The organism is Streptomyces sp. NPDC127100 (assembly GCF_042724095.1).
GTDB lineage: Bacteria > Actinomycetota > Actinomycetes > Streptomycetales > Streptomycetaceae > Streptomyces.
The window spans coordinates 198646-216542 of sequence record NZ_JBHXFL010000003.1; the positions used below are offsets into that span (position 1 = coordinate 198646).

Here is a 17897-nt window from a genome sequence, read left to right on the forward strand (position 1 = left end):
CCGTATGCCTGCATCTGCTCGCAGGGTGTAGCGGAGTCGATCAAGGTAGTCGATTCGAAGGGCGAAGCGTGGCCAAGAAGCAAGGTGCCATCGAGATCGAGGGCACTGTCGTCGAGTCTCTTCCGAACGCCATGTTCAGGGTCGAGCTCCAGAACGGCCACCAGGTCCTGGCACACATCAGCGGCAAGATGCGTATGCACTACATCCGCATCCTCCCTGACGACCGGGTCGTGGTGGAGCTGTCTCCGTACGACCTGACGCGTGGCCGGATCGTCTACCGGTACAAGTAGATCTTGCCCACGTCCCGCGGCACCGTGCCGGGGGACCGCCGGCAACTGACCCGGAGAACCTCACCCCATGAAGGTCAAGCCGAGCGTCAAGAAGATCTGCGACAAGTGCAGGGTGATCCGCCGTCACGGTCGGGTCATGGTCATCTGCGACAACCCGCGCCACAAGCAGCGCCAGGGCTGACGCACGACCGTTCCCTCCGCGATTCGCAAGACTTCGCGCGACGCGAGCTGAACATGTTCATACGCAGGACCCGGGCACCCAGGTGCCCGACACCCCCGGTTCGGAGGCCGGGGACCCGGTTCGTACCTGATACGGCGACCGGGGACCGGTTCTGTGGAAGACCTCCGACAATCAACTGGAGCCATTGAATGGCACGCGTTTCCGGTGTTGACATCCCGCGCGAAAAGCGCGTGGAGATCGCCCTCACCTACGTGTTCGGCATCGGCCGGACCCTTTCGCAGCAGACGCTGGCCGCCACCGGCGTCGACCCGAACACCCGCGTTCGCGACCTCTCCGAGGAGCAGCTCGTCGCGATCCGCGAGTACGTCGACAACAACATCAAGACCGAGGGTGACCTCCGTCGCGAGATCCAGGCCGACATCCGCCGCAAGGTCGAGATCGGCACGTACCAGGGTCTGCGGCACCGCCGTGGCCTGCCCGTCCGCGGCCAGCGCACCAGCACCAACGCCCGCACCCGCAAGGGCCCGCGTCGCGCCATCGCCGGTAAGAAGAAGCCGGGCAAGAAGTAGTCCGCAGCGGACTCGCCGTCCAGCGGTCTTCGCTGTAGGACCGACCACCTCCCGTAGGAGAACGACATGCCCCCCAAGGGACGTCAGGGCGCTGCCAAGAAGGTGCGCCGCAAGGAAAAGAAGAACGTCGCTCACGGCCACGCGCACATCAAGAGCACGTTCAACAACACCATCGTGTCGATCACGGACCCGTCCGGCAACGTGATCTCCTGGGCCTCCGCCGGCCACGTCGGCTTCAAGGGCTCCCGGAAGTCCACGCCGTTCGCCGCGCAGATGGCCGCCGAGTCGGCTGCCCGCCGCGCTCAGGAGCACGGCATGCGCAAGGTCGACGTGTTCGTCAAGGGCCCGGGTTCCGGTCGTGAGACCGCCATCCGCTCCCTGCAGGCGACCGGCCTCGAGGTCGGTTCCATCCAGGACGTCACGCCCACCCCGCACAACGGCTGCCGTCCGCCGAAGCGTCGTCGCGTCTGACGCTCGGCACGCGGCGGGCGGGCCTCCGGCTGGGGGTGTGGGGGTCGTCCCCCACATGTCGCAGCACGGCTGCCGTCCGCCGAAGCGTCGTCGCGTCTGATCTCGCTTCGTCAGGGATTTCCGGGCGGTACGGCTCTTTCGGGTCGTACCGCCCGTACCCTTGCAGTACAGAGTCGGGCGTCAAATAGCGGGCGCCCCTGACTGAAGGATTCACTCCATGCTGATCGCTCAGCGTCCCTCGTTGACCGAAGAGGTCGTCGACGAGTTCCGCTCCCGGTTCGTCATCGAGCCGCTGGAGCCGGGCTTCGGCTACACCCTCGGCAACTCCCTCCGCCGCACCCTCCTCTCGTCGATCCCCGGCGCTGCTGTCACCAGCATCCGCATCGACGGTGTCCTGCACGAGTTCACCACCGTGCCGGGCGTCAAGGAGGACGTCACCGACCTGATCCTCAACATCAAGCAGCTGGTCGTCTCCTCGGAGCACGACGAGCCGGTCGTGATGTACCTGCGCAAGCAGGGCCCGGGTCTGGTCACCGCCGCCGACATCGCGCCCCCGGCCGGTGTCGAGGTGCACAACCCCGACCTCGTCCTCGCCACGCTCAACGGCAAGGGCAAGCTGGAGATGGAGCTGACCGTCGAGCGCGGTCGCGGCTACGTCTCCGCCGTGCAGAACAAGCAGGTGGGCCAGGAGATCGGCCGTATCCCGGTCGACTCCATCTACTCGCCGGTTCTCAAGGTCACGTACAAGGTCGAGGCCACGCGTGTCGAGCAGCGCACCGACTTCGACAAGCTGATCGTCGACGTCGAGACGAAGCAGGCCATGCGTCCCCGCGACGCCATGGCGTCGGCCGGCAAGACCCTGGTCGAGCTGTTCGGTCTCGCCCGCGAGCTGAACATCGACGCCGAGGGCATCGACATGGGTCCGTCCCCGACGGACGCCGCGCTCGCCGCCGACCTCGCGCTGCCGATCGAGGAGCTCGAGCTCACCGTCCGGTCGTACAACTGCCTCAAGCGCGAGGGCATCCACTCCGTGGGTGAGCTCGTCGCCCGTTCCGAGGCCGACCTGCTGGACATCCGCAACTTCGGTGCGAAGTCCATCGACGAGGTCAAGGCGAAGCTGGCCGGCATGGGCCTGGCCCTCAAGGACAGCCCGCCCGGATTCGACCCGACCGCCGCTGCCGACGCGTTCGGTGCCGACGACGATGCCGACGCCGGTTTCGTGGAGACCGAGCAGTACTGATTCGGCTGCCGGTCCGTCGTGGCTGGTCGTGCCCACGCGGCGAAGCCGCACATGGGTACAGCCCCGCGCCCCTTCGGGGCGCGGATCCTCCGGGGCGTCCGAAAGGACGCCCCGGATCTCCGACAGGCGACCGCCTGCTCGGATACTGACTCCGGTACCTGATACGGCCGGGGCAGACACCTAGGAGAAACACCATGCCGAAGCCCACCAAGGGTGCCCGTCTGGGCGGCAGCGCCGCGCACGAGAAGCTGCTCCTCGCGAACCTCGCGAAGTCGCTGTTCGAGCACGGCCGCATCACCACGACCGAGGCGAAGGCGCGCAAGCTGCGTCCGTACGCCGAGCGTCTGGTCACCAAGGCGAAGAAGGGCGACCTTCACAACCGCCGTCAGGTGCTCCAGGTCATCACGGACAAGAGCATCGTCCACACGCTCTTCACCGAGATCGGCCCCCGGTACGAGAACCGTCCCGGTGGTTACACCCGGATCACCAAGATCGGCAACCGCCGTGGCGACAACGCGCCCATGGCCGTCATCGAGCTGGTCGAGGCGCTGACCGTGGCGCAGCAGGCCACCGGCGAGGCCGAGGCCGCGACGAAGCGCGCCGCCAAGGACGCCGACGCCAAGGTCGACACGACCAAGGCCGAGGAGACCACCGAGGCCAAGGCCGACGAGGCCGCCGAGGAGTCGAAGGACGCGTAGGCGTTCTGCCCTCCAGGGCGTTGGCGGGCCCGCTCCTTTCCAGGAGCGGGCCCGCTTTTCCGTGCGGGTGAGAGGATCTCCGGTGTGAGTGACGAAGTACAGCCAGGGTTCGTACGGGTGCGGCTGGACCTTTCCTACGACGGGTCCGAGTTCTCCGGCTGGGCCAAGCAGGCCGGGGGACGGCGGACGGTGCAGGGGGAGATCGAGGACGCCCTGCGGACGGTCACGCGGTCCCGCGAGACGTACGAGCTGACCGTGGCGGGACGGACCGACGCCGGCGTGCACGCCCGGGGCCAGGTCGCCCACGTCGACCTGCCGCGCGAGGTCTGGGCCGAGCACCACGAGAAGCTGCTCAAGCGGCTCGCCGGGCGGCTGTCCCGGGACGTGCGGGTGTGGGCCCTCAGGGAGGCGCCCAGCGGCTTCAACGCCCGGTTCTCCGCGATCTGGCGGCGCTACGCCTACCGGGTCACCGACAACCCCGGCGGCGTCGACCCGCTGCTGCGCGGGCACGTCCTGTGGCACGACTGGCCCCTCGACGTGGACGCCATGAACGAGGCGGCCCGCGGGCTGCTGGGGGAGCACGACTTCGCCGCCTACTGCAAGAAGCGGGAGGGGGCCACGACCATCCGGACGCTCCAGGAGCTGAGCCTGGTGCGCGGCGACGACGGCATCGTCACCGCCACGGTCCGGGCCGACGCCTTCTGCCACAACATGGTCCGCTCCCTGATCGGGGCGCTGCTGTTCGTCGGCGACGGCCACCGCGCGCCCGACTGGCCCGCCAAGGTGCTCGCCGCCGGGGTCCGGGACTCCGCCGTGCACGTCGTACGGCCGCACGGGCTGACCCTCGAAGAGGTCGGCTACCCGGCGGACGAGCTGCTGGCCGCGCGGAACAAGGAGGCGCGCAACCGGCGGTCCCTGCCGGGGGCCGGCTGCTGCTGAGCCGCTACCCGGCCGTCGCCGCCTCCGACGCCTGGGCCTCGCCGCGCCGGCGGATCTGCCGGAAGGCGAACTCGCCCAGGTCGTCGCCGGTGCGGAACACGCCCGTGTCCTGCTGCGTCACGTTCTTGCCGTTCGTGAAGCCGGCGATCGTGAAGTAGGCGTAGCGGCCGTAGGAGTTGGTGGTGGAGCGGCAGACCGCGCCCGTGCAGAACGACTTCACGCCGCCGCCGGACAGCGAGCGCACGATGCTCTTCTTGTCGGTCTGGCCCTTGGCCTTCAGCGCCTGCGCCTCGTTGTCGAAGACGGCCACGCCGACCGTCACGGCCATGTCGCCCTTGGTGTAGGTGACGCGGAGCAGCCGGGTGCAGCCGTTTGCGGTGAGGGCCTTCGGCAGGGTGCCCTGCGCGGCGGAGGCACAGGTGCGGGTGTCCGCCGTCGGCCCCTTCTTGTACACGATGTCGCCCATGGTCAGCTGCGTGCCCGGGAAGAGCAGGTCCGGGCTCAGCGGGGCCTTGTCCTTCTTGCTGCTGGACACGAAGTCCTTGGGGTCCAGCGGCGGCGGGGCACTGGTCGGCGCGAACGACGGGGCCGCGGCCGACTGGCTGGGGATGTCCGCGGTCGACGGCAGCTGGGAGGGCGTGTTCGACGCCCGGTCGGAGCCGTTCGCGGACACCACCGCCACGGCGACGGCACTCGCGATCGCCACGGTGGCCAGCGCGCCGCCGCCGATGAACAGCAGGCGGCGCCGCTTGTTACGGGCCTCGGAGGCCTCGGCGAGAGCGGCCCAGTCCGGGGAGTCGCCGCCGCCGCTGTTCCAGGACTGCTGCTGGGATTGCGGTTTCCAGGGATCCCACTGCGACTGAGGTCCCCCCTGCCCAAAGCTCATGGGCGGCATCTTAGACGGGCCGAGAGGCGTGCTGGTGCGCCTCCGGAAGGGCCGCAGCGCCTAGCGTGCCCTTCATGCGGACGGGCAAAAACGACATCTCCGGGTGGTTGGTGCGGCCTGCGGGCGGGCACGCGTGGGCGGCGCTCGGGGCGGTGCTGGTGGCGTCCGCGCTGAGTGCGGCCCGGGTCGCTCCGGACGGCGGGATGGACAACGCGATCGTCGTGCGGGCCGCCCGGACCTGGCTGGCCGGCGGCTCCCCGTACGACGATCCGCACTTCCTCTATCTGCCGAGCGCGGTCCTGGCCGCCGTCCCGCAGGCGCTGCTGCCCGCGGCGGTGCTGCGGGTGCTGGCGCCGCTCGCGGTGACGGGGCTGCTGGTCCTGGCCTGGGGCTGCGCGCTGCGCCTGCACCGGGTGCCGTTCGGCAGCCGGCTCGGCGTCCTCGGGCCGGTCGGGCTCGCGGCGGGATTCGCGCCGTTCGGGCACCTGGTGCGGCTCGGCAACTGGACGGTGACGGCGGCGGTGGGCCTGCCGCTGTGCCTGCTGCTGGCGAGCCGGGGGCGGTGGACGGCGGCGGGGGCCGTCATCGGCGCGGCCGTCGCGCTCAAGCCGCTGCTCGCGCCCGTGGTGCTGCTCTTCGTGTTCGCCGGGCGGTGGCGGGCCCTGGCGGCGGCCGTCCTGGTGCCCGCGCTGGCCTCCGGAGCGGCGGCGCTGCTGATGCCCGACCCGGCCGGCTTCCTCACCCGTACCCTGCCGTTCCTGGCCCACGGCGACGACGGGTTCCTGCGGCTCTACGAGGCCTCCCCGGCGGCCGTCCTGCCCCGGCTGGGAGTCGCCGGGCCGCTCGCACAGGGGGTCGCGGTGGCGGCGGCGCTGGCCGGGGTGCTGTGCGCGTACCTGCGCTGGCGCCGCGCGGACGCCGGGCCGCTGCGGTACGCGGAGACCGGCGCGGGCCTGATGCTGTCGGCCTTCCTGGTCTCCAGGCCGTCGTACGACCACTACCTGGTGGTCGTGGTGCCGCTGCTGCTCGCCGGGCTGCCGTACGCCGGGGCGGTGGCCCGGGGGCCCTGGTTCTGGATCGGGCTGGTGCCCCAGGCGCCGGGGCTGACCTGGCCCTGGCTGGAGTCGGTGCGGCAGCGGGCCTTCAAGGACGCGTTCACGCTGTGCGTGCTGGCGTGGGGGGTGGCGCGACGGGCCCGGGGTGGCGCGGTGCCTGCGGCCGAGCACGGCGGCGGCGCCGGGCGCGCGCCGGACACCGCGCGGGTGCCCGCCGCTCCGTTTTGACCCGGCTAGGGCACCCCGGGTACTCTGCACAGTCGTATGTGTATTGGCTTGCTCATTCTCACGTGAGGGGCCCTTACACCGGTCCACCGGGACCGATGACCAGCGACCAGCACGCGGTTTGCGTCACCGCTGTGCGGTCAGGGCTGTCGTGATCGTCTTCGGTGACCTTGTCAGGACCATTCACTGAAGAAGCGAAGGCTACGAACCGTGCGTACGTACAGCCCCAAGCCCGGCGATGTGACGCGCCAGTGGCACGTCATCGACGCTCAGGACGTCGTCCTGGGTCGTCTGGCCTCCACCGCCGCCTCCATCCTGCGTGGCAAGCACAAGCCGATCTACGCGCCCCACGTCGACACCGGTGACTTCGTCATCATCATCAACGCCGACAAGGTGCACCTCTCCGGCAACAAGCGGACCCAGAAGATGGCGTACCGCCACTCCGGCTACCCGGGCGGTCTGCGCTCCGTGCGCTACGACGAGCTGCTGGACAAGAACCCCGAGAAGGCCATCGAGAAGGCCGTCAAGGGCATGCTCCCCAAGAACACGCTGGGCCGTCAGATGCTCTCGAAGCTGAAGGTCTACAAGGGTGACCAGCACCCGCACGGCGCGCAGCAGCCGCAGCCGTTCGAGATCACCCAGGTCGCGCAGTAAGTCCGGCCACCCCCTAAGACTGAAGAGAATCTGAGGAGCATCGTGGCCGAGACCACTGCCGAGCAGCCGCTCGAAGAGATCGACATCGACAGCTACACCACCGAGTCCGAGGTCCCCGTCGAGGGCGAGTACACCTCGGAGTCCATGGCGTCCCGCTTCGGCGAGCCCCAGCCGGCCGCCGGCCTGGGCCGTCGCAAGAACGCCATCGCCCGTGTCCGGATCGTCCCGGGCACCGGCAAGTGGAAGATCAACGGTCGCACCCTCGAGGACTACTTCCCGAACAAGGTGCACCAGCAGGAAGTCAACGAGCCCTTCAAGGTGCTCGAGCTCGAGGGCCGTTACGACGTCATCGCCCGCATCGCGGGTGGCGGTGTCTCCGGTCAGGCCGGTGCGCTCCGTCTCGGTGTCGCCCGTGCGCTGAACGAGGCCGACGTCGACAACAACCGCGGCCCGCTGAAGAAGGCCGGCTTCCTCAAGCGCGACGACCGTGCGGTCGAGCGCAAGAAGGCCGGTCTGAAGAAGGCCCGCAAGGCTCCGCAGTACAGCAAGCGCTAAGCCTCGCTGCCTGTACTCCGAACGCCCCGGCGGCACGCCACTGTGCCGCCGGGGCGTTCGTTTATCTCCGTCGTTGGGCGTATAACGGCACGAGACGTTGAGATGCTCAGACGTTCAAAGGCTTGTGTGATCGGATGGCCGAGCCGCGCGGTGCGACGCGTGACCGGTACGACGGGAGCCGACTGCGTGGGCCGCACCAGCAGCCGCTCCCGGAATGACGTTTCCTCAGGAGGACAAGTGGGACGACTCTTCGGCACGGACGGCGTGCGCGGTGTCGCCAACGCGGATCTGACGGCCGAGCTGGCGCTCGGTCTCTCCGTCGCCGCGGCGCACGTACTGGCCGAGGCGGGCACCTTCGCCGGACACCGCCCGACCGCGGTGGTCGGGCGGGACCCGCGCGCCTCCGGGGAGTTCCTGGAGGCCGCCGTGGTCGCGGGCCTGGCCAGCGCCGGCGTGGACGTGCTGCGGGTCGGCGTGCTGCCGACGCCCGCGGTGGCCCACCTCACCGGCGCGCTCGGCGCCGACCTCGGCGTGATGCTCTCCGCGAGCCACAACGCCATGCCCGACAACGGCATCAAGTTCTTCGCCCGCGGCGGCCACAAGCTCGCCGACGAGCTGGAGGACCGCATCGAGTCCGTGTACGCGGAGCACCGCACCGGCGCCCCCTGGGAGCGCCCGACCGGCGCCGGCGTCGGCCGCGTGCGCGACTACGACGAGGGGCTCGACCAGTACGTCGCCCACCTCGTCGGCGTCCTCCCGAACCGCCTCGACGGACTGAAGATCGTCCTGGACGAGGCGCACGGCGCCGCCTCCCGGGTCTCGCCGGAGGCGTTCGCGCGGGCCGGCGCGGAGCTCGTCACCATCGGCGCGGTGCCGGACGGCCTCAACATCAACGACGGCTGCGGCTCCACCCACCTGGACCTGCTCAAGGCCGCAGTCGTCGAGCACGGCGCCGACCTCGGCATCGCCCACGACGGCGACGCCGACCGCTGCCTGGCCGTGGACCACACCGGCGCCGAGGTCGACGGCGACCAGATCCTCGCCGTGCTCGCGCTGGCGATGCGGGAGCGGGACGCGCTGCGCTCCGACACCGTCGTCGCCACCGTCATGTCCAACCTGGGCTTCAAGCTGGCCATGGAGCGCGAGGGCATCCGGTTCGTCCAGACCGGCGTCGGCGACCGGTACGTGCTGGAGGAGATGAAGGCCCACGGATACGCCCTCGGCGGCGAGCAGTCCGGCCACGTCATCATCCTCGACCACGCCACCACCGGCGACGGCACGCTGACCGGCCTGATGCTGGCGGCGCGGGTCGCCCAGACCGGCCGTACGCTCCAGGACCTCGCGTCCGTGATGGAGCGGCTGCCGCAGGTGCTGGTCAATGTGCCGGACGTGGACAAGTCGCGGGTGACGAGCTCTGCCGAGCTGGCCACGGCGGTTGCGGAGGCGGAGCGGGAGCTCGGCAGCACCGGGCGGGTGCTGCTGCGTCCCTCGGGGACGGAGCCCTTGGTGCGGGTGATGGTGGAGGCTGCCGATATCGAGCAGGCCCGGGCTGTTGCCGGGCGGCTGGCGGATTCGGTGAAGTCGGCGCTGGGCTAGTTTTCCGCGCCGGGTTCGAGGTGGGGGTGCTGCGTGATGCGGGCTGCGGGTTCGTCGTGGCTTGTCGCGCAGTTCCCCGCGCCCCTCGGGGCATTGGCCCGGCCTGCGTTCAGCGGTGGCCGTCCGTCAGGAGTTCTCCGGCTTCGTCAGTCTTGAGCGCTGAGTCGACCACAAAGCCTTCTGGGCCAGCAGGGTCAAGGTTCCCGCGACCACGATTCCGGCCAGGTTCAGCACGAGCTGTTCGCTGGAGCCCACCGTCTGACCCATGTCGCCGAAGCTCAGGGCCACGGCCGCGTTCGCGGCGGCCGGGACCGTGGTGACGGAGATGGCCACGCCGACCAGCGCGCCGGACTTCGCCGAGGTCAGCGACAGCGTGCCCGCGATCCCGGCGAGGACCGCCACCACGAACGAGAAGGCGTCGGGGGCGTAGACGAAGCCGGTGTTGGGCCGGTCGCCCTCCAGCTTGCCCTCGCTGAACAGGTCGAACGCGGCCATGATCCAGCTGAAGCCGACCGTCACCGCCATCGCCGCCGCGAAGCCCACCAGCAGGGCGGTCAGCGAGCGCAGGGCCAGGCGCGGCGCGCGCTGGACGATCGCGGTGCAGATGCCCGCCAGCGGCCCGAACTCCGGGCCGACCGCCATCGCGCCCACGATCAGGACGGCGTTGTCGAGCACCACGCCGCAGGCCGCGATCATCGTGGCGAGCGTGATGAAGGCGACGTAGGTGACGGAGAGGGTCGACTCCTCGTGCGTCGCCTCCTCGAGCTGCTCCCACAGCACGGCGTCCGCGGGTTCGCCCGGGGCGTCCCTCTCCGCCTCGTCGGCGTGCCGGGAGAGCAACAGGTCGATGTTCTCGGCGGTGATGGCCCCGAGGTCGTCGACGCCCAGCGCCCGGAGACCGCCCACGAGCTCGTCGCCCGCCTCGCGGGCCACGTCGCACAGCACGACGTCGCCCTCCGGGACCCGGGCGGCGCCGGGCAGGACGACGAGGTGGGTGGTACCGACCGTCCGGTCGATCAGCCGGACCACCTCGTCGGTCAGGTCGGCCGGAGTGATCAGGCGCAGATGCAGCATCCGGTATTTCTACCGGCAAGCGGGGGCCGCCGTCACAGCTTCCGCAGGCGCAGGCGCTGCACCTTGTGGTCCGGCCCCTTGCGCAGGATCAGGGTGGCCCGGCCCCGGGTGGGGGCCACGTTCTCCACCAGGTTCGGCTTGTTGATGGTGCGCCAGGTGGTGCGGGCGTAGTCGAGGGCCTCCTCCTCCGACACCTGGGTGTACTTGCGGAAGTACGAGGACGGGTTCTGGAAGGCGGTCGCGCGCAGCTTGCGGAAGCGGCTGAGGTACCAGTGCTCGATGTCCTCGGTGCGGGCGTCGACGTACACGCTGAAGTCGAAGTAGTCGGCGAGGCCGACCCTGGTGCGGCCGTCCTTGCCGGGCAGGGCCGGCTGGAGCACGTTGAGGCCCTCGACGATCAGGATGTCGGGGCGGCGCACCACGAGCTTCTCGTCCGGGACGATGTCGTAGATGAGGTGCGAGTAGACGGGGGCGGTCACCTCGGCCTTGCCCGCCTTGATGTCGGCGACGAACCGGGTGAGCGCCCGGCGGTCGTACGACTCGGGGAAACCTTTCCGCGACATCAGGCCGCGGGCCTCCAGCTCCTTCGTGGGCAGCAGGAAGCCGTCGGTCGTGACCAGTTCGACGCGTGGATGCTCGGGCCAGCGGGACAGCAGCGCCTGGAGGAGCCGGGCGACGGTGGACTTGCCGACCGCGACCGAGCCGGCGACCCCTATGACGAAGGGCGTGCCGGACTGCGAGCCCTGTTCGCCGAGGAAGGTGTTCAGCGCGCCGCGCAGTCCGTCGGTGGCGCCGACGTAGAGGTTGAGGAGCCGGGACAGCGGGAGGTAGATGTCCCGCACCTCGTCGAGGTCGATGACGTCGCCGAGGCCGCGCAGCTTCTCCACCTCCTCGGCGGTCAGCGGCAGCGGCGTCTTGTCGCGCAGCGCGCTCCACTCGGGGCGGGTGAGGTCGACGTAGGGAGTCGCCTCCGGCCTGGACCGGTGGGCGCTCCGGGGCATCGAGGGGACCGGAGAGATCACAGTCCATTGTTAACGCTGTACGAACGGTGCGGCAGGTGGGCTGCGTCACGCCGGACGGTGCGCCGACGGTCAAGATCACGCGGGCGTCACGGTCGGGTACCGGGTGATCGTGGAGCGGTCGTCTGTGTGCTTCCTGTGCGTACAGTGCGCGCGAAGCATGCGGAGCTCCTCCGCTGCACTGGCAGAAAGAGTCACACCACGTGAGATCGACCGCTGTTCGCCGTTCCGCCCTGGCTGCCACCACCGCGGCCCTGGCCCTCCTCGTCACCGCCTGCGGCGGGTCCTCCGACGACGGCGACAAGGCCGGTGACGGCAAGACCGGCGGGGGCAAGGACGCCTCCGCCGCCCCGGCCGCCAAGGCCCTGACGGCCGCCGAGCTGGAGAAGGCCGCCCTCGCCCAGGCGGACGTCAAGAACGGCAAGGTCACCAAGGCCGCCCCGACGGACGACATCCCGCAGGACCAGGTGAAGGCCGAGAAGACCGAGTGCCAGCCGCTCGTCTTCGCGCAGACCGGTGTCGCGGCGGGCAAGCCCGCGGCCACGGTGAAGCGGTCCTGGACCGAGGAGCCGAAGAAGCCGGCCGGGGACGACGTGTCCGAGGAGGCGCTCAACGCCGCGTTCGACCTGGACAAGGTGCTGGTGACGCTGGCCTCCTACGAGGACGGCGGCGCCGAGACGGTCCTGAAGGACCTGAAGGCGGCCGTGGGCCGTTGCGCCGGCGGTCTCTCCTACACCGCGGCCGGCGAGAAGGCCAAGGTCGCCAAGGTGACCGAGGACAAGGCGCCCGGCGGTGCCGACGAGGCGGTCGCGGTGACGCTGACCATGGTCGGTGACGAGGGCGACGCCTTCCCGGTCAAGGCCGTCGTCGCCCGCAAGGGCTCCACGGTGGCGTCGTTCACCGTGCTGAACCTGGCCGCCGCCGCCACGGGCAAGGACTTCCCCTTCCCCACGGAGATCAGCGACGCCCAGCTCGCCAAGCTGGGCTGACCGAGACCGCCGGAGATTCCCATCGGGGTGTTCGTACCCCGGTGGGAATTTCCGATTTCGGGCACGTGACAACAGGTTCGTGATCGAAGCTGACCGTAGGCTGCCGGTCATGTGCGGAATTGTGGGATACGTGGGGTCGCAGTCGGCGCTCGATGTCGTGATGGCCGGACTCAAGCGGCTGGAGTACCGGGGATACGACTCGGCGGGCGTCGCCGTGCTCGCCGACGGCGGGCTGGCCACTGCCAAACGCGCCGGCAAGCTCGTCAACCTCGACAAGGAACTGTCCGAACACCCGCTGCCGGCCGCCGCGACCGGCATCGGACACACCCGCTGGGCCACGCACGGCGGACCCACCGACGTCAACGCGCACCCGCACCTCGACGACGCCGGCCGGGTGGCCGTCGTCCACAACGGCATCATCGAGAACTTCGCGCAGCTCACGACCGAGTTGGAGGAGCGCGGCCACGAGCTGGCCTCCGAGACGGACACCGAGGTCGTCGCCCACCTGCTCGCCGAGGAGTACTCCGCCTGCGCCGACCTGGCGGAGGCCATGCGGCTGGTGTGCCGGCGGCTGGAGGGCGCGTTCACGCTGGTCGCGGTGCACGCGGACGAGCCGGACGTGGTCGTCGGCGCCCGGCGCAACTCGCCGCTCGTGGTGGGCGTCGGGCAGGGCGAGTACTTCCTCGCCTCCGACGTCGCCGCGTTCATCGCCCACACCCGGGACGCCCTCGAGCTCGGCCAGGACCAGGTCGTGGAACTGCGCCGGGACGGCGTGACTGTCACCGGCTTCGACGGCGACCCCGCGGACGTGCGCTCGTACCACGTCGACTGGGACACCTCGGCCGCCGAGAAGGGCGGCCACGACTACTTCATGCTCAAGGAGATCGCCGAGCAGCCCAAGGCGGTCGCCGACACCCTCCTCGGCCGCATCGACGGCTCCGGCTCCCTCACCCTGGACGAGCTGCGGATCCCGCCGGAGGTGCTGCGCGAGGCCGACAAGGTCGTCATCGTCGCCTGCGGCACGGCCTTCCACGCCGGGCTGATCGCCAAGTACGCCATCGAGCACTGGACGCGCATCCCCTGCGAGGTGGAGCTGGCCAGCGAGTTCCGCTACCGCGACCCCATCCTCGACCAGCGGACCCTGGTCATCGCCATCTCCCAGTCCGGCGAGACCATGGACACCCTCATGGCGCTGCGCCACGCCCGCGAGCAGGGCTCCAAGGTGCTGGCCATCTGCAACACCAACGGCTCGACCATCCCGCGCGAGTCCGACGCGGTGCTCTACACGCACGCCGGTCCCGAGGTCGCCGTGGCCTCGACGAAGGCCTTCCTGACCCAGCTGGTGGCCTGCTACCTGGTCGCCCTCTACCTCGGCCAGGTCCGCGGCACGAAGTACGCCGACGAGATCCGCGGCGTCGTCCGCGACCTCTCCCGGATCTCCGGCGCGGTCGACCAGGTCCTGGAGACCATGCAGCCGGTACGGGAACTGGCGCGCTCGCTCGCCCACAAGGACACGGTGCTGTTCCTGGGCCGGCACGTGGGGTACCCGGTCGCACTGGAAGGCGCCCTGAAACTCAAGGAGTTGGCGTACATGCACGCCGAGGGCTTCGCGGCGGGCGAGCTGAAGCACGGGCCGATCGCGCTGATCGAGGAGGACCTGCCGGTCGTCGTGGTCGTGCCGTCCCCGCGCGGCCGGTCCGTGCTCCACGACAAGATCGTGTCCAACATCCAGGAGATCCGGGCCCGGGGCGCGCGGACCGTCGTCATCGCCGAGGAGGGCGACGAGGCGGTCGTCCCCTACGCCGACCATCTCGTCCGGATCCCCGCCACCCCGACCCTGCTCCAGCCGCTGGTGGCGACGGTGCCGCTGCAGGTCTTCGCCTGCGAGCTGGCCACGGCCCGGGGCAACGAGGTGGACCAGCCGCGGAACCTGGCGAAGTCGGTGACGGTCGAGTAGCCGCGGGGGGGTCCCCACGGGATGGGACGAAGGTCACCGGACACCCCCCCTGTGCGGACGCGGAGCTGATCGCTAAGGTACGGGGGTTTGCGGTTGGTTCTGCAGTGACTGCCCCTGCCTGCCGACCCGTGACCTCACGCGGATACGACTGGTGGACCGTTATGACCACAGCCCCCCCGGCACCCACGACTCCGGCCACGGAGCGGCCCGGGCTCGCGGATCGGGCCGGCACCCTGCCCACGCGTCTGGCGTCGCTGACCAGCCTGCGCTTCTTCGCGGCCTTCGCCGTCTTCGTGCACCACTTCAACGGAGTGAGCGCGGGCGGCGGGGTCTGGCGGGTGCCCGACCTCTTCCCGTACTCGAAGATCGGCGCGCACGGCGTGACGTTCTTCTTCGTCCTCTCCGGCTTCCTGCTCACCTGGAGCCACAAGCCGACCAACGGCAAGGGGACGTTCTACTGGCGGCGCTTCGGCCGCATCTACCCCGCCCACCTGGTCGCCGCGGTCGCCGCCATCGCCGTCTTCTACGGCATGGGCAACGACCACACGGACGCGGTCAGCCTCATCTCCTCCCTGTTCCTGGTGCAGGCGTGGCTGCCGAACGCGATGCCGACCCTGCCGGGCAACCCCGTCACCTGGACGCTCAGCGTCGAGCTCCTCTTCTACGCGCTCTTCCCGCTGCTCATCGGGCGCCTGCGCGCCTGGCGCACCCGGACCCTGGCGATCGTCACCGTGGCCGGCCTGGTCGCGATGTGGGCCGTGCACGTGGCGGCCGACCACTACCTCAACGCCCACGACGCCTCCTGGGTGATGCGGCACCCGGTGGTCTACCTGCCGCAGTTCCTGGTCGGTGTCACCTTCGCCATCGCCCTGCGCCGCGGCCACCGCGTCCCCCTGCGCCCCACCGCGGTGGTGGCGCTGCTCCTCGTGTACGGCGTCGCCTTCACCCGTGCTCCCGACTGGGGCAGCCGCTTCGTCGCGCACCAGATGGAGTGCACCGTGCGGCCCGTCGTCGCGGTGCTGTCGGTGCTGCTGATCGCCGCCTGTGTGCAGAACGAGGCCGCGGGCCGGGCGCGCCTGCTGACCAACCGCTCGCTGATCATGCTCGGGGCCAGCTCGTACGCCTTCTACCTGGTCCACCAGACGGTCAACCAGTTCATCCGCGAGTACTGGCCGCACCGGATGGCGCCCAGCAACGAGGCGATCGTCTTCATGCTGGGCACCTTCCTGGTCTCCCAGGCCCTCGCCTGGCTGCTGTACCGCTGGGTCGAGGAACCGGCCCAGCTGTGGTGGTCCAAGCGCGCCCCGAAGTCCCGGGCCGCCCGGGCCGCCCGCGCCGAGAAGGAGACGGCGCCGAGCGCCCCCTAGGACCTCGGCGATCCCGGCCTCGTAAGGTGCTCGGCATGAGCATCATCGGGGTCGGGATCGACGTGGCCGAGATCGACCGCTTCGCGGCGTCGCTGGAGCGCACGCCGGCCTTGGCGCGGCGGCTCTTCCTGGAGAGCGAGCTGCGGCTGCCGAGCGGGGAGCGCCGGGGCGTCGCCTCGCTCGCCGCCCGGTTCGCGGCGAAGGAGGCGCTGGCCAAGGCGCTCGGGGCGCCGGCGGGGCTGCACTGGCGGGACGCCGAGGTGTACGTCGAGGACAGCGGCCGGCCGCGGCTGCGAGTCACCGGGACGGTGGCGGCGCGGGCGGCGGAGCTGGGCGTGACGTCGTGGCACGTGTCGCTGAGCCACGACGCGGGGGTGGCGTCGGCGGTCGTGGTCGCGGAGGGGTAGGGCCCGCCCTCCGCACCGGGGCGGACCCGCGGGACCCCCTCCACGCGGTCCGGGCCGGTGCCGGGCCCGGGCGAACCGGTCCGGCGCGGCCCGTGACGTTCGCGGCGGACCGGGAAGACTCGACGACATGCGGACTGCGTACAGCGTGGAGACGGTCAGGACGGCCGAACGGGAGTTGATGGCGAGGCTGCCGGACGGGGCCTTGATGCAACGGGCGGCGGCCGGGCTCGCCGCCGCCTGCGCGGAGCTGCTCGGCCGCGTGGCCGGCCGGGTCTACGGCAGCCGGGTCGTGCTGCTGGTCGGCAGCGGCGACAACGGCGGCGACGCCCTGTACGCCGGGGCGCGGCTCGCCCGGCGCGGGGCCGGTGTGACGGCCGTACCGCTCACGCCCGGGCGCGCGCACGCCGGCGGGCTCGCGGCGCTGCGGCGGGCGGGCGGACGCGTCGCCGCCGAGGGTGACGGACAGCGGCTGATCGAGCGGGCCGACCTGGTCGTGGACGGCATCGTCGGGATCGGCGGCCGGGGCGGGCTGCGGGCGGAGGCGGTGCCGCTGGCCGCCGCGGCCGGGCGGGCACGGGCCGCCGTCGTCGCGGTCGACCTGCCGAGCGGCGTCGACGCCGACACCGGGGAGGTGCGCGGTGAGGCGGTCCGGGCCGACCTGACGGTGACCTTCGGTACGCACAAACCGGCGCTGCTGGTCGACCCGGCGCGGGAGTACGCCGGGTCGGTGCGGCTGGTGGACATCGGGCTGCCGCTGCCCGGGGACGCGGCGGAACTGGAGGCCCTCCAGCACGCGGACGTGGCCCGGCTGCTGCCGGTGCCGGGCGCGGAGAGCGACAAGTACCGGCGCGGGGTCGTCGGCATAGCCGCCGGGTCGGCGCGCTATCCGGGGGCCGCCGTGCTCGCCGTCTCCGGGGCACTGCGGGGCGGGGCCGGGGCGGTGCGCTACGTCGGACCGGCGGGGGACGCGGTGATCGCGCGCTTCCCGGAGACCCTCGTGTCCGACCGGGGACCCGAGCGGGCGGGACGGGTGCAGGCGTGGGTCGTCGGACCCGGGGCCGGGGACGACGCGGCGACCGTGGCGGAGGTGCTGGGGGCGGAGGTGCCGGTGCTGATCGACGCGGACGGGCTGCGGCTGGCCGACCCGGAGGCGGTGCGGGGGCGCGCGGCGCCGACGCTGATGACGCCGCATGCCGGGGAGGCGGCGGCGCTGCTCGGGGTGAGCCGGGAGGAGGTCGAGGGGGCTCGGCTGTCCTCGGCGCGGGAGCTGGCGGGGCGGTACGGGGCGACGGTGCTGCTGAAGGGGTCGACGACGGTGGTGGCCGCGGCGGGCGGGAAGGGGCCCGTGCGGGTCAACGCGACGGGGACGTCGTGGCTGGCCACGGCGGGGAGCGGGGACGTGCTCTCGGGGCTGGCGGGGTCGCTGCTGGCGGCGGGGCTCTCGGCGGTGGACGCGGGGAGTGCGGGGGCGTACCTGCACGGGCTCGCGGGGCGGATGGCGGCTGTAGGGGCGCCGGTGGGGGCGCACGACGTGGCGGAGGCGGTGCCGCGGGCGTGGCGGGACGTGCGGGGGGTGTGAGCGGGCGGAGGCGACGCCGGGCGCCGTGAGCCTGCGGGTGCGGGGCGCCGGTGCCGGGGGCCGGGCGCGGGGCTCGGCGCCGCGGATGCGGCTGCGCCCGCCCGTGCCGCCCCTGGGGGTACCTCCCGGGCCGTGCAGGCACCGGG

Annotated in this window: 19 protein-coding genes; 16 read left to right on the forward strand and 3 right to left on the reverse strand. The window is 71.5% G+C overall.

What is annotated here, in order from left to right:
* Positions 1-68: 68 nt before the first annotated feature.
* The 7 genes from infA to truA all read left to right on the forward strand — a co-directional run bounded on the left by infA (position 69) and on the right by truA (position 4388).
* A complete protein-coding gene (gene infA, locus ACFWJB_RS05730; protein WP_004927214.1) occupies positions 69-290 on the forward strand; it encodes a translation initiation factor IF-1 in 222 nt (73 codons plus the stop codon).
* Positions 291-357: 67 nt separating this feature from the next.
* On the forward strand, positions 358-471 hold the full coding sequence (gene rpmJ / locus ACFWJB_RS05735) for a 50S ribosomal protein L36 (RefSeq protein WP_003974245.1): 114 nt from the start codon (positions 358-360) through the stop codon (positions 469-471).
* 188 nt (positions 472-659) lie between these two features.
* Positions 660-1040: a 30S ribosomal protein S13 gene (gene rpsM, locus ACFWJB_RS05740; RefSeq protein WP_004984507.1), complete on the forward strand. Its 381-nt coding sequence runs from the start codon at positions 660-662 to the stop codon at positions 1038-1040.
* 66 nt (positions 1041-1106) lie between these two features.
* Positions 1107-1511, forward strand: coding sequence for a 30S ribosomal protein S11 (gene rpsK, locus ACFWJB_RS05745; RefSeq protein WP_003956432.1), 405 nt, complete (start codon positions 1107-1109; stop codon positions 1509-1511).
* A gap of 217 nt (positions 1512-1728) precedes the next feature.
* On the forward strand, positions 1729-2751 hold the full coding sequence (locus ACFWJB_RS05750; protein ID WP_003966937.1) for a DNA-directed RNA polymerase subunit alpha: 1023 nt from the start codon (positions 1729-1731) through the stop codon (positions 2749-2751).
* A 194-nt stretch (positions 2752-2945) separates the two neighbouring features.
* The gene (rplQ, locus tag ACFWJB_RS05755; protein ID WP_386920442.1) at positions 2946-3449 is read left to right on the forward strand and encodes a 50S ribosomal protein L17; all 504 of its coding nucleotides are present in this window, start codon (positions 2946-2948) and stop codon (positions 3447-3449) included.
* Positions 3450-3533: 84 nt separating this feature from the next.
* A complete protein-coding gene (gene truA / locus ACFWJB_RS05760) occupies positions 3534-4388 on the forward strand; it encodes a tRNA pseudouridine(38-40) synthase TruA (protein WP_385459751.1) in 855 nt (284 codons plus the stop codon).
* 4 nt (positions 4389-4392) lie between these two features.
* On the opposite strand, the gene ACFWJB_RS05765 is transcribed toward truA, so the two are convergent.
* The gene (locus ACFWJB_RS05765) at positions 4393-5274 is read right to left on the reverse strand and encodes a hypothetical protein (protein ID WP_385459753.1); all 882 of its coding nucleotides are present in this window, start codon (positions 5272-5274) and stop codon (positions 4393-4395) included.
* Between the two features lie 74 nt (positions 5275-5348).
* On the opposite strand from ACFWJB_RS05765, the gene ACFWJB_RS05770 reads away from it, so the two are divergent.
* From ACFWJB_RS05770 to glmM, 4 genes are all read left to right on the forward strand, one after another.
* Positions 5349-6557 carry a glycosyltransferase 87 family protein gene (locus tag ACFWJB_RS05770; RefSeq protein ID WP_385459755.1) on the forward strand — a complete coding sequence of 403 codons (1209 nt, stop codon included), beginning with the start codon at positions 5349-5351 and terminating at the stop codon, positions 6555-6557.
* A gap of 207 nt (positions 6558-6764) precedes the next feature.
* Positions 6765-7208: a 50S ribosomal protein L13 gene (gene rplM, locus ACFWJB_RS05775; protein WP_055632362.1), complete on the forward strand. Its 444-nt coding sequence runs from the start codon at positions 6765-6767 to the stop codon at positions 7206-7208.
* A 42-nt stretch (positions 7209-7250) separates the two neighbouring features.
* Positions 7251-7763 (forward strand): 30S ribosomal protein S9, encoded by a 513-nt coding sequence (gene rpsI / locus ACFWJB_RS05780; RefSeq protein ID WP_077796742.1) that lies wholly within the window; start codon positions 7251-7253, stop codon positions 7761-7763.
* A 237-nt stretch (positions 7764-8000) separates the two neighbouring features.
* The gene (glmM, locus tag ACFWJB_RS05785) at positions 8001-9359 is read left to right on the forward strand and encodes a phosphoglucosamine mutase (protein WP_385459758.1); all 1359 of its coding nucleotides are present in this window, start codon (positions 8001-8003) and stop codon (positions 9357-9359) included.
* 126 nt (positions 9360-9485) lie between these two features.
* Here glmM and ACFWJB_RS05790 read toward each other — a convergent pair whose 3' ends face one another.
* Both ACFWJB_RS05790 and coaA read right to left on the reverse strand, forming a co-directional pair.
* Entirely contained in the window at positions 9486-10433 is a 948-nt protein-coding gene (locus ACFWJB_RS05790) for a DUF389 domain-containing protein (RefSeq protein ID WP_386920447.1), read from the reverse strand.
* Positions 10434-10465: 32 nt separating this feature from the next.
* The gene (gene coaA, locus ACFWJB_RS05795) at positions 10466-11434 is read right to left on the reverse strand and encodes a type I pantothenate kinase (RefSeq protein ID WP_385459787.1); all 969 of its coding nucleotides are present in this window, start codon (positions 11432-11434) and stop codon (positions 10466-10468) included.
* Positions 11435-11655: 221 nt separating this feature from the next.
* On the opposite strand from coaA, the gene ACFWJB_RS05800 reads away from it, so the two are divergent.
* From ACFWJB_RS05800 to ACFWJB_RS05820, 5 genes are all read left to right on the forward strand, one after another.
* Positions 11656-12441 (forward strand): hypothetical protein, encoded by a 786-nt coding sequence (locus tag ACFWJB_RS05800; protein WP_385459762.1) that lies wholly within the window; start codon positions 11656-11658, stop codon positions 12439-12441.
* 109 nt (positions 12442-12550) lie between these two features.
* Positions 12551-14398 carry a glutamine--fructose-6-phosphate transaminase (isomerizing) gene (gene glmS, locus ACFWJB_RS05805; protein ID WP_385459764.1) on the forward strand — a complete coding sequence of 616 codons (1848 nt, stop codon included), beginning with the start codon at positions 12551-12553 and terminating at the stop codon, positions 14396-14398.
* Positions 14399-14559: 161 nt separating this feature from the next.
* Complete coding sequence (locus ACFWJB_RS05810) at positions 14560-15765, forward strand: acyltransferase family protein (RefSeq protein ID WP_385459766.1); 1206 nt, start codon at positions 14560-14562, stop codon at positions 15763-15765.
* Positions 15766-15800: 35 nt separating this feature from the next.
* A complete protein-coding gene (locus ACFWJB_RS05815) occupies positions 15801-16172 on the forward strand; it encodes a holo-ACP synthase (RefSeq protein WP_385459768.1) in 372 nt (123 codons plus the stop codon).
* Between the two features lie 127 nt (positions 16173-16299).
* A complete protein-coding gene (locus tag ACFWJB_RS05820) occupies positions 16300-17751 on the forward strand; it encodes an NAD(P)H-hydrate dehydratase (RefSeq protein ID WP_385459770.1) in 1452 nt (483 codons plus the stop codon).
* Positions 17752-17897: the final 146 nt, after the last annotated feature.

Bases quoted from the DNA above. Each gene is read 5' to 3' on its own strand.
- rpmJ (WP_003974245.1), top strand. From the start codon at position 358: ATGAAGGTCAAGCCGAGCGTCAAGAAGATCTGCGACAAGTGCAGGGTG.
- rpsM (WP_004984507.1), top strand. From the start codon at position 660: ATGGCACGCGTTTCCGGTGTTGACATCCCGCGCGAAAAGCGCGTGGAG.
- rpsK (WP_003956432.1), top strand. From the start codon at position 1,107: ATGCCCCCCAAGGGACGTCAGGGCGCTGCCAAGAAGGTGCGCCGCAAG.
- ACFWJB_RS05750 (WP_003966937.1), top strand. From the start codon at position 1,729: ATGCTGATCGCTCAGCGTCCCTCGTTGACCGAAGAGGTCGTCGACGAG.
- rplQ (WP_386920442.1), top strand. From the start codon at position 2,946: ATGCCGAAGCCCACCAAGGGTGCCCGTCTGGGCGGCAGCGCCGCGCAC.
- ACFWJB_RS05765 (WP_385459753.1), bottom strand. From the start codon at position 5,274: ATGAGCTTTGGGCAGGGGGGACCTCAGTCGCAGTGGGATCCCTGGAAA.
- ACFWJB_RS05770 (WP_385459755.1), top strand. From the start codon at position 5,349: ATGCGGACGGGCAAAAACGACATCTCCGGGTGGTTGGTGCGGCCTGCG.
- ACFWJB_RS05790 (WP_386920447.1), bottom strand. From the start codon at position 10,433: ATGCTGCATCTGCGCCTGATCACTCCGGCCGACCTGACCGACGAGGTG.
- coaA (WP_385459787.1), bottom strand. From the start codon at position 11,434: ATGCCCCGGAGCGCCCACCGGTCCAGGCCGGAGGCGACTCCCTACGTC.
- glmS (WP_385459764.1), top strand. From the start codon at position 12,551: ATGTGCGGAATTGTGGGATACGTGGGGTCGCAGTCGGCGCTCGATGTC.
- ACFWJB_RS05810 (WP_385459766.1), top strand. From the start codon at position 14,560: ATGACCACAGCCCCCCCGGCACCCACGACTCCGGCCACGGAGCGGCCC.
- ACFWJB_RS05815 (WP_385459768.1), top strand. From the start codon at position 15,801: ATGAGCATCATCGGGGTCGGGATCGACGTGGCCGAGATCGACCGCTTC.
- ACFWJB_RS05820 (WP_385459770.1), top strand. From the start codon at position 16,300: ATGCGGACTGCGTACAGCGTGGAGACGGTCAGGACGGCCGAACGGGAG.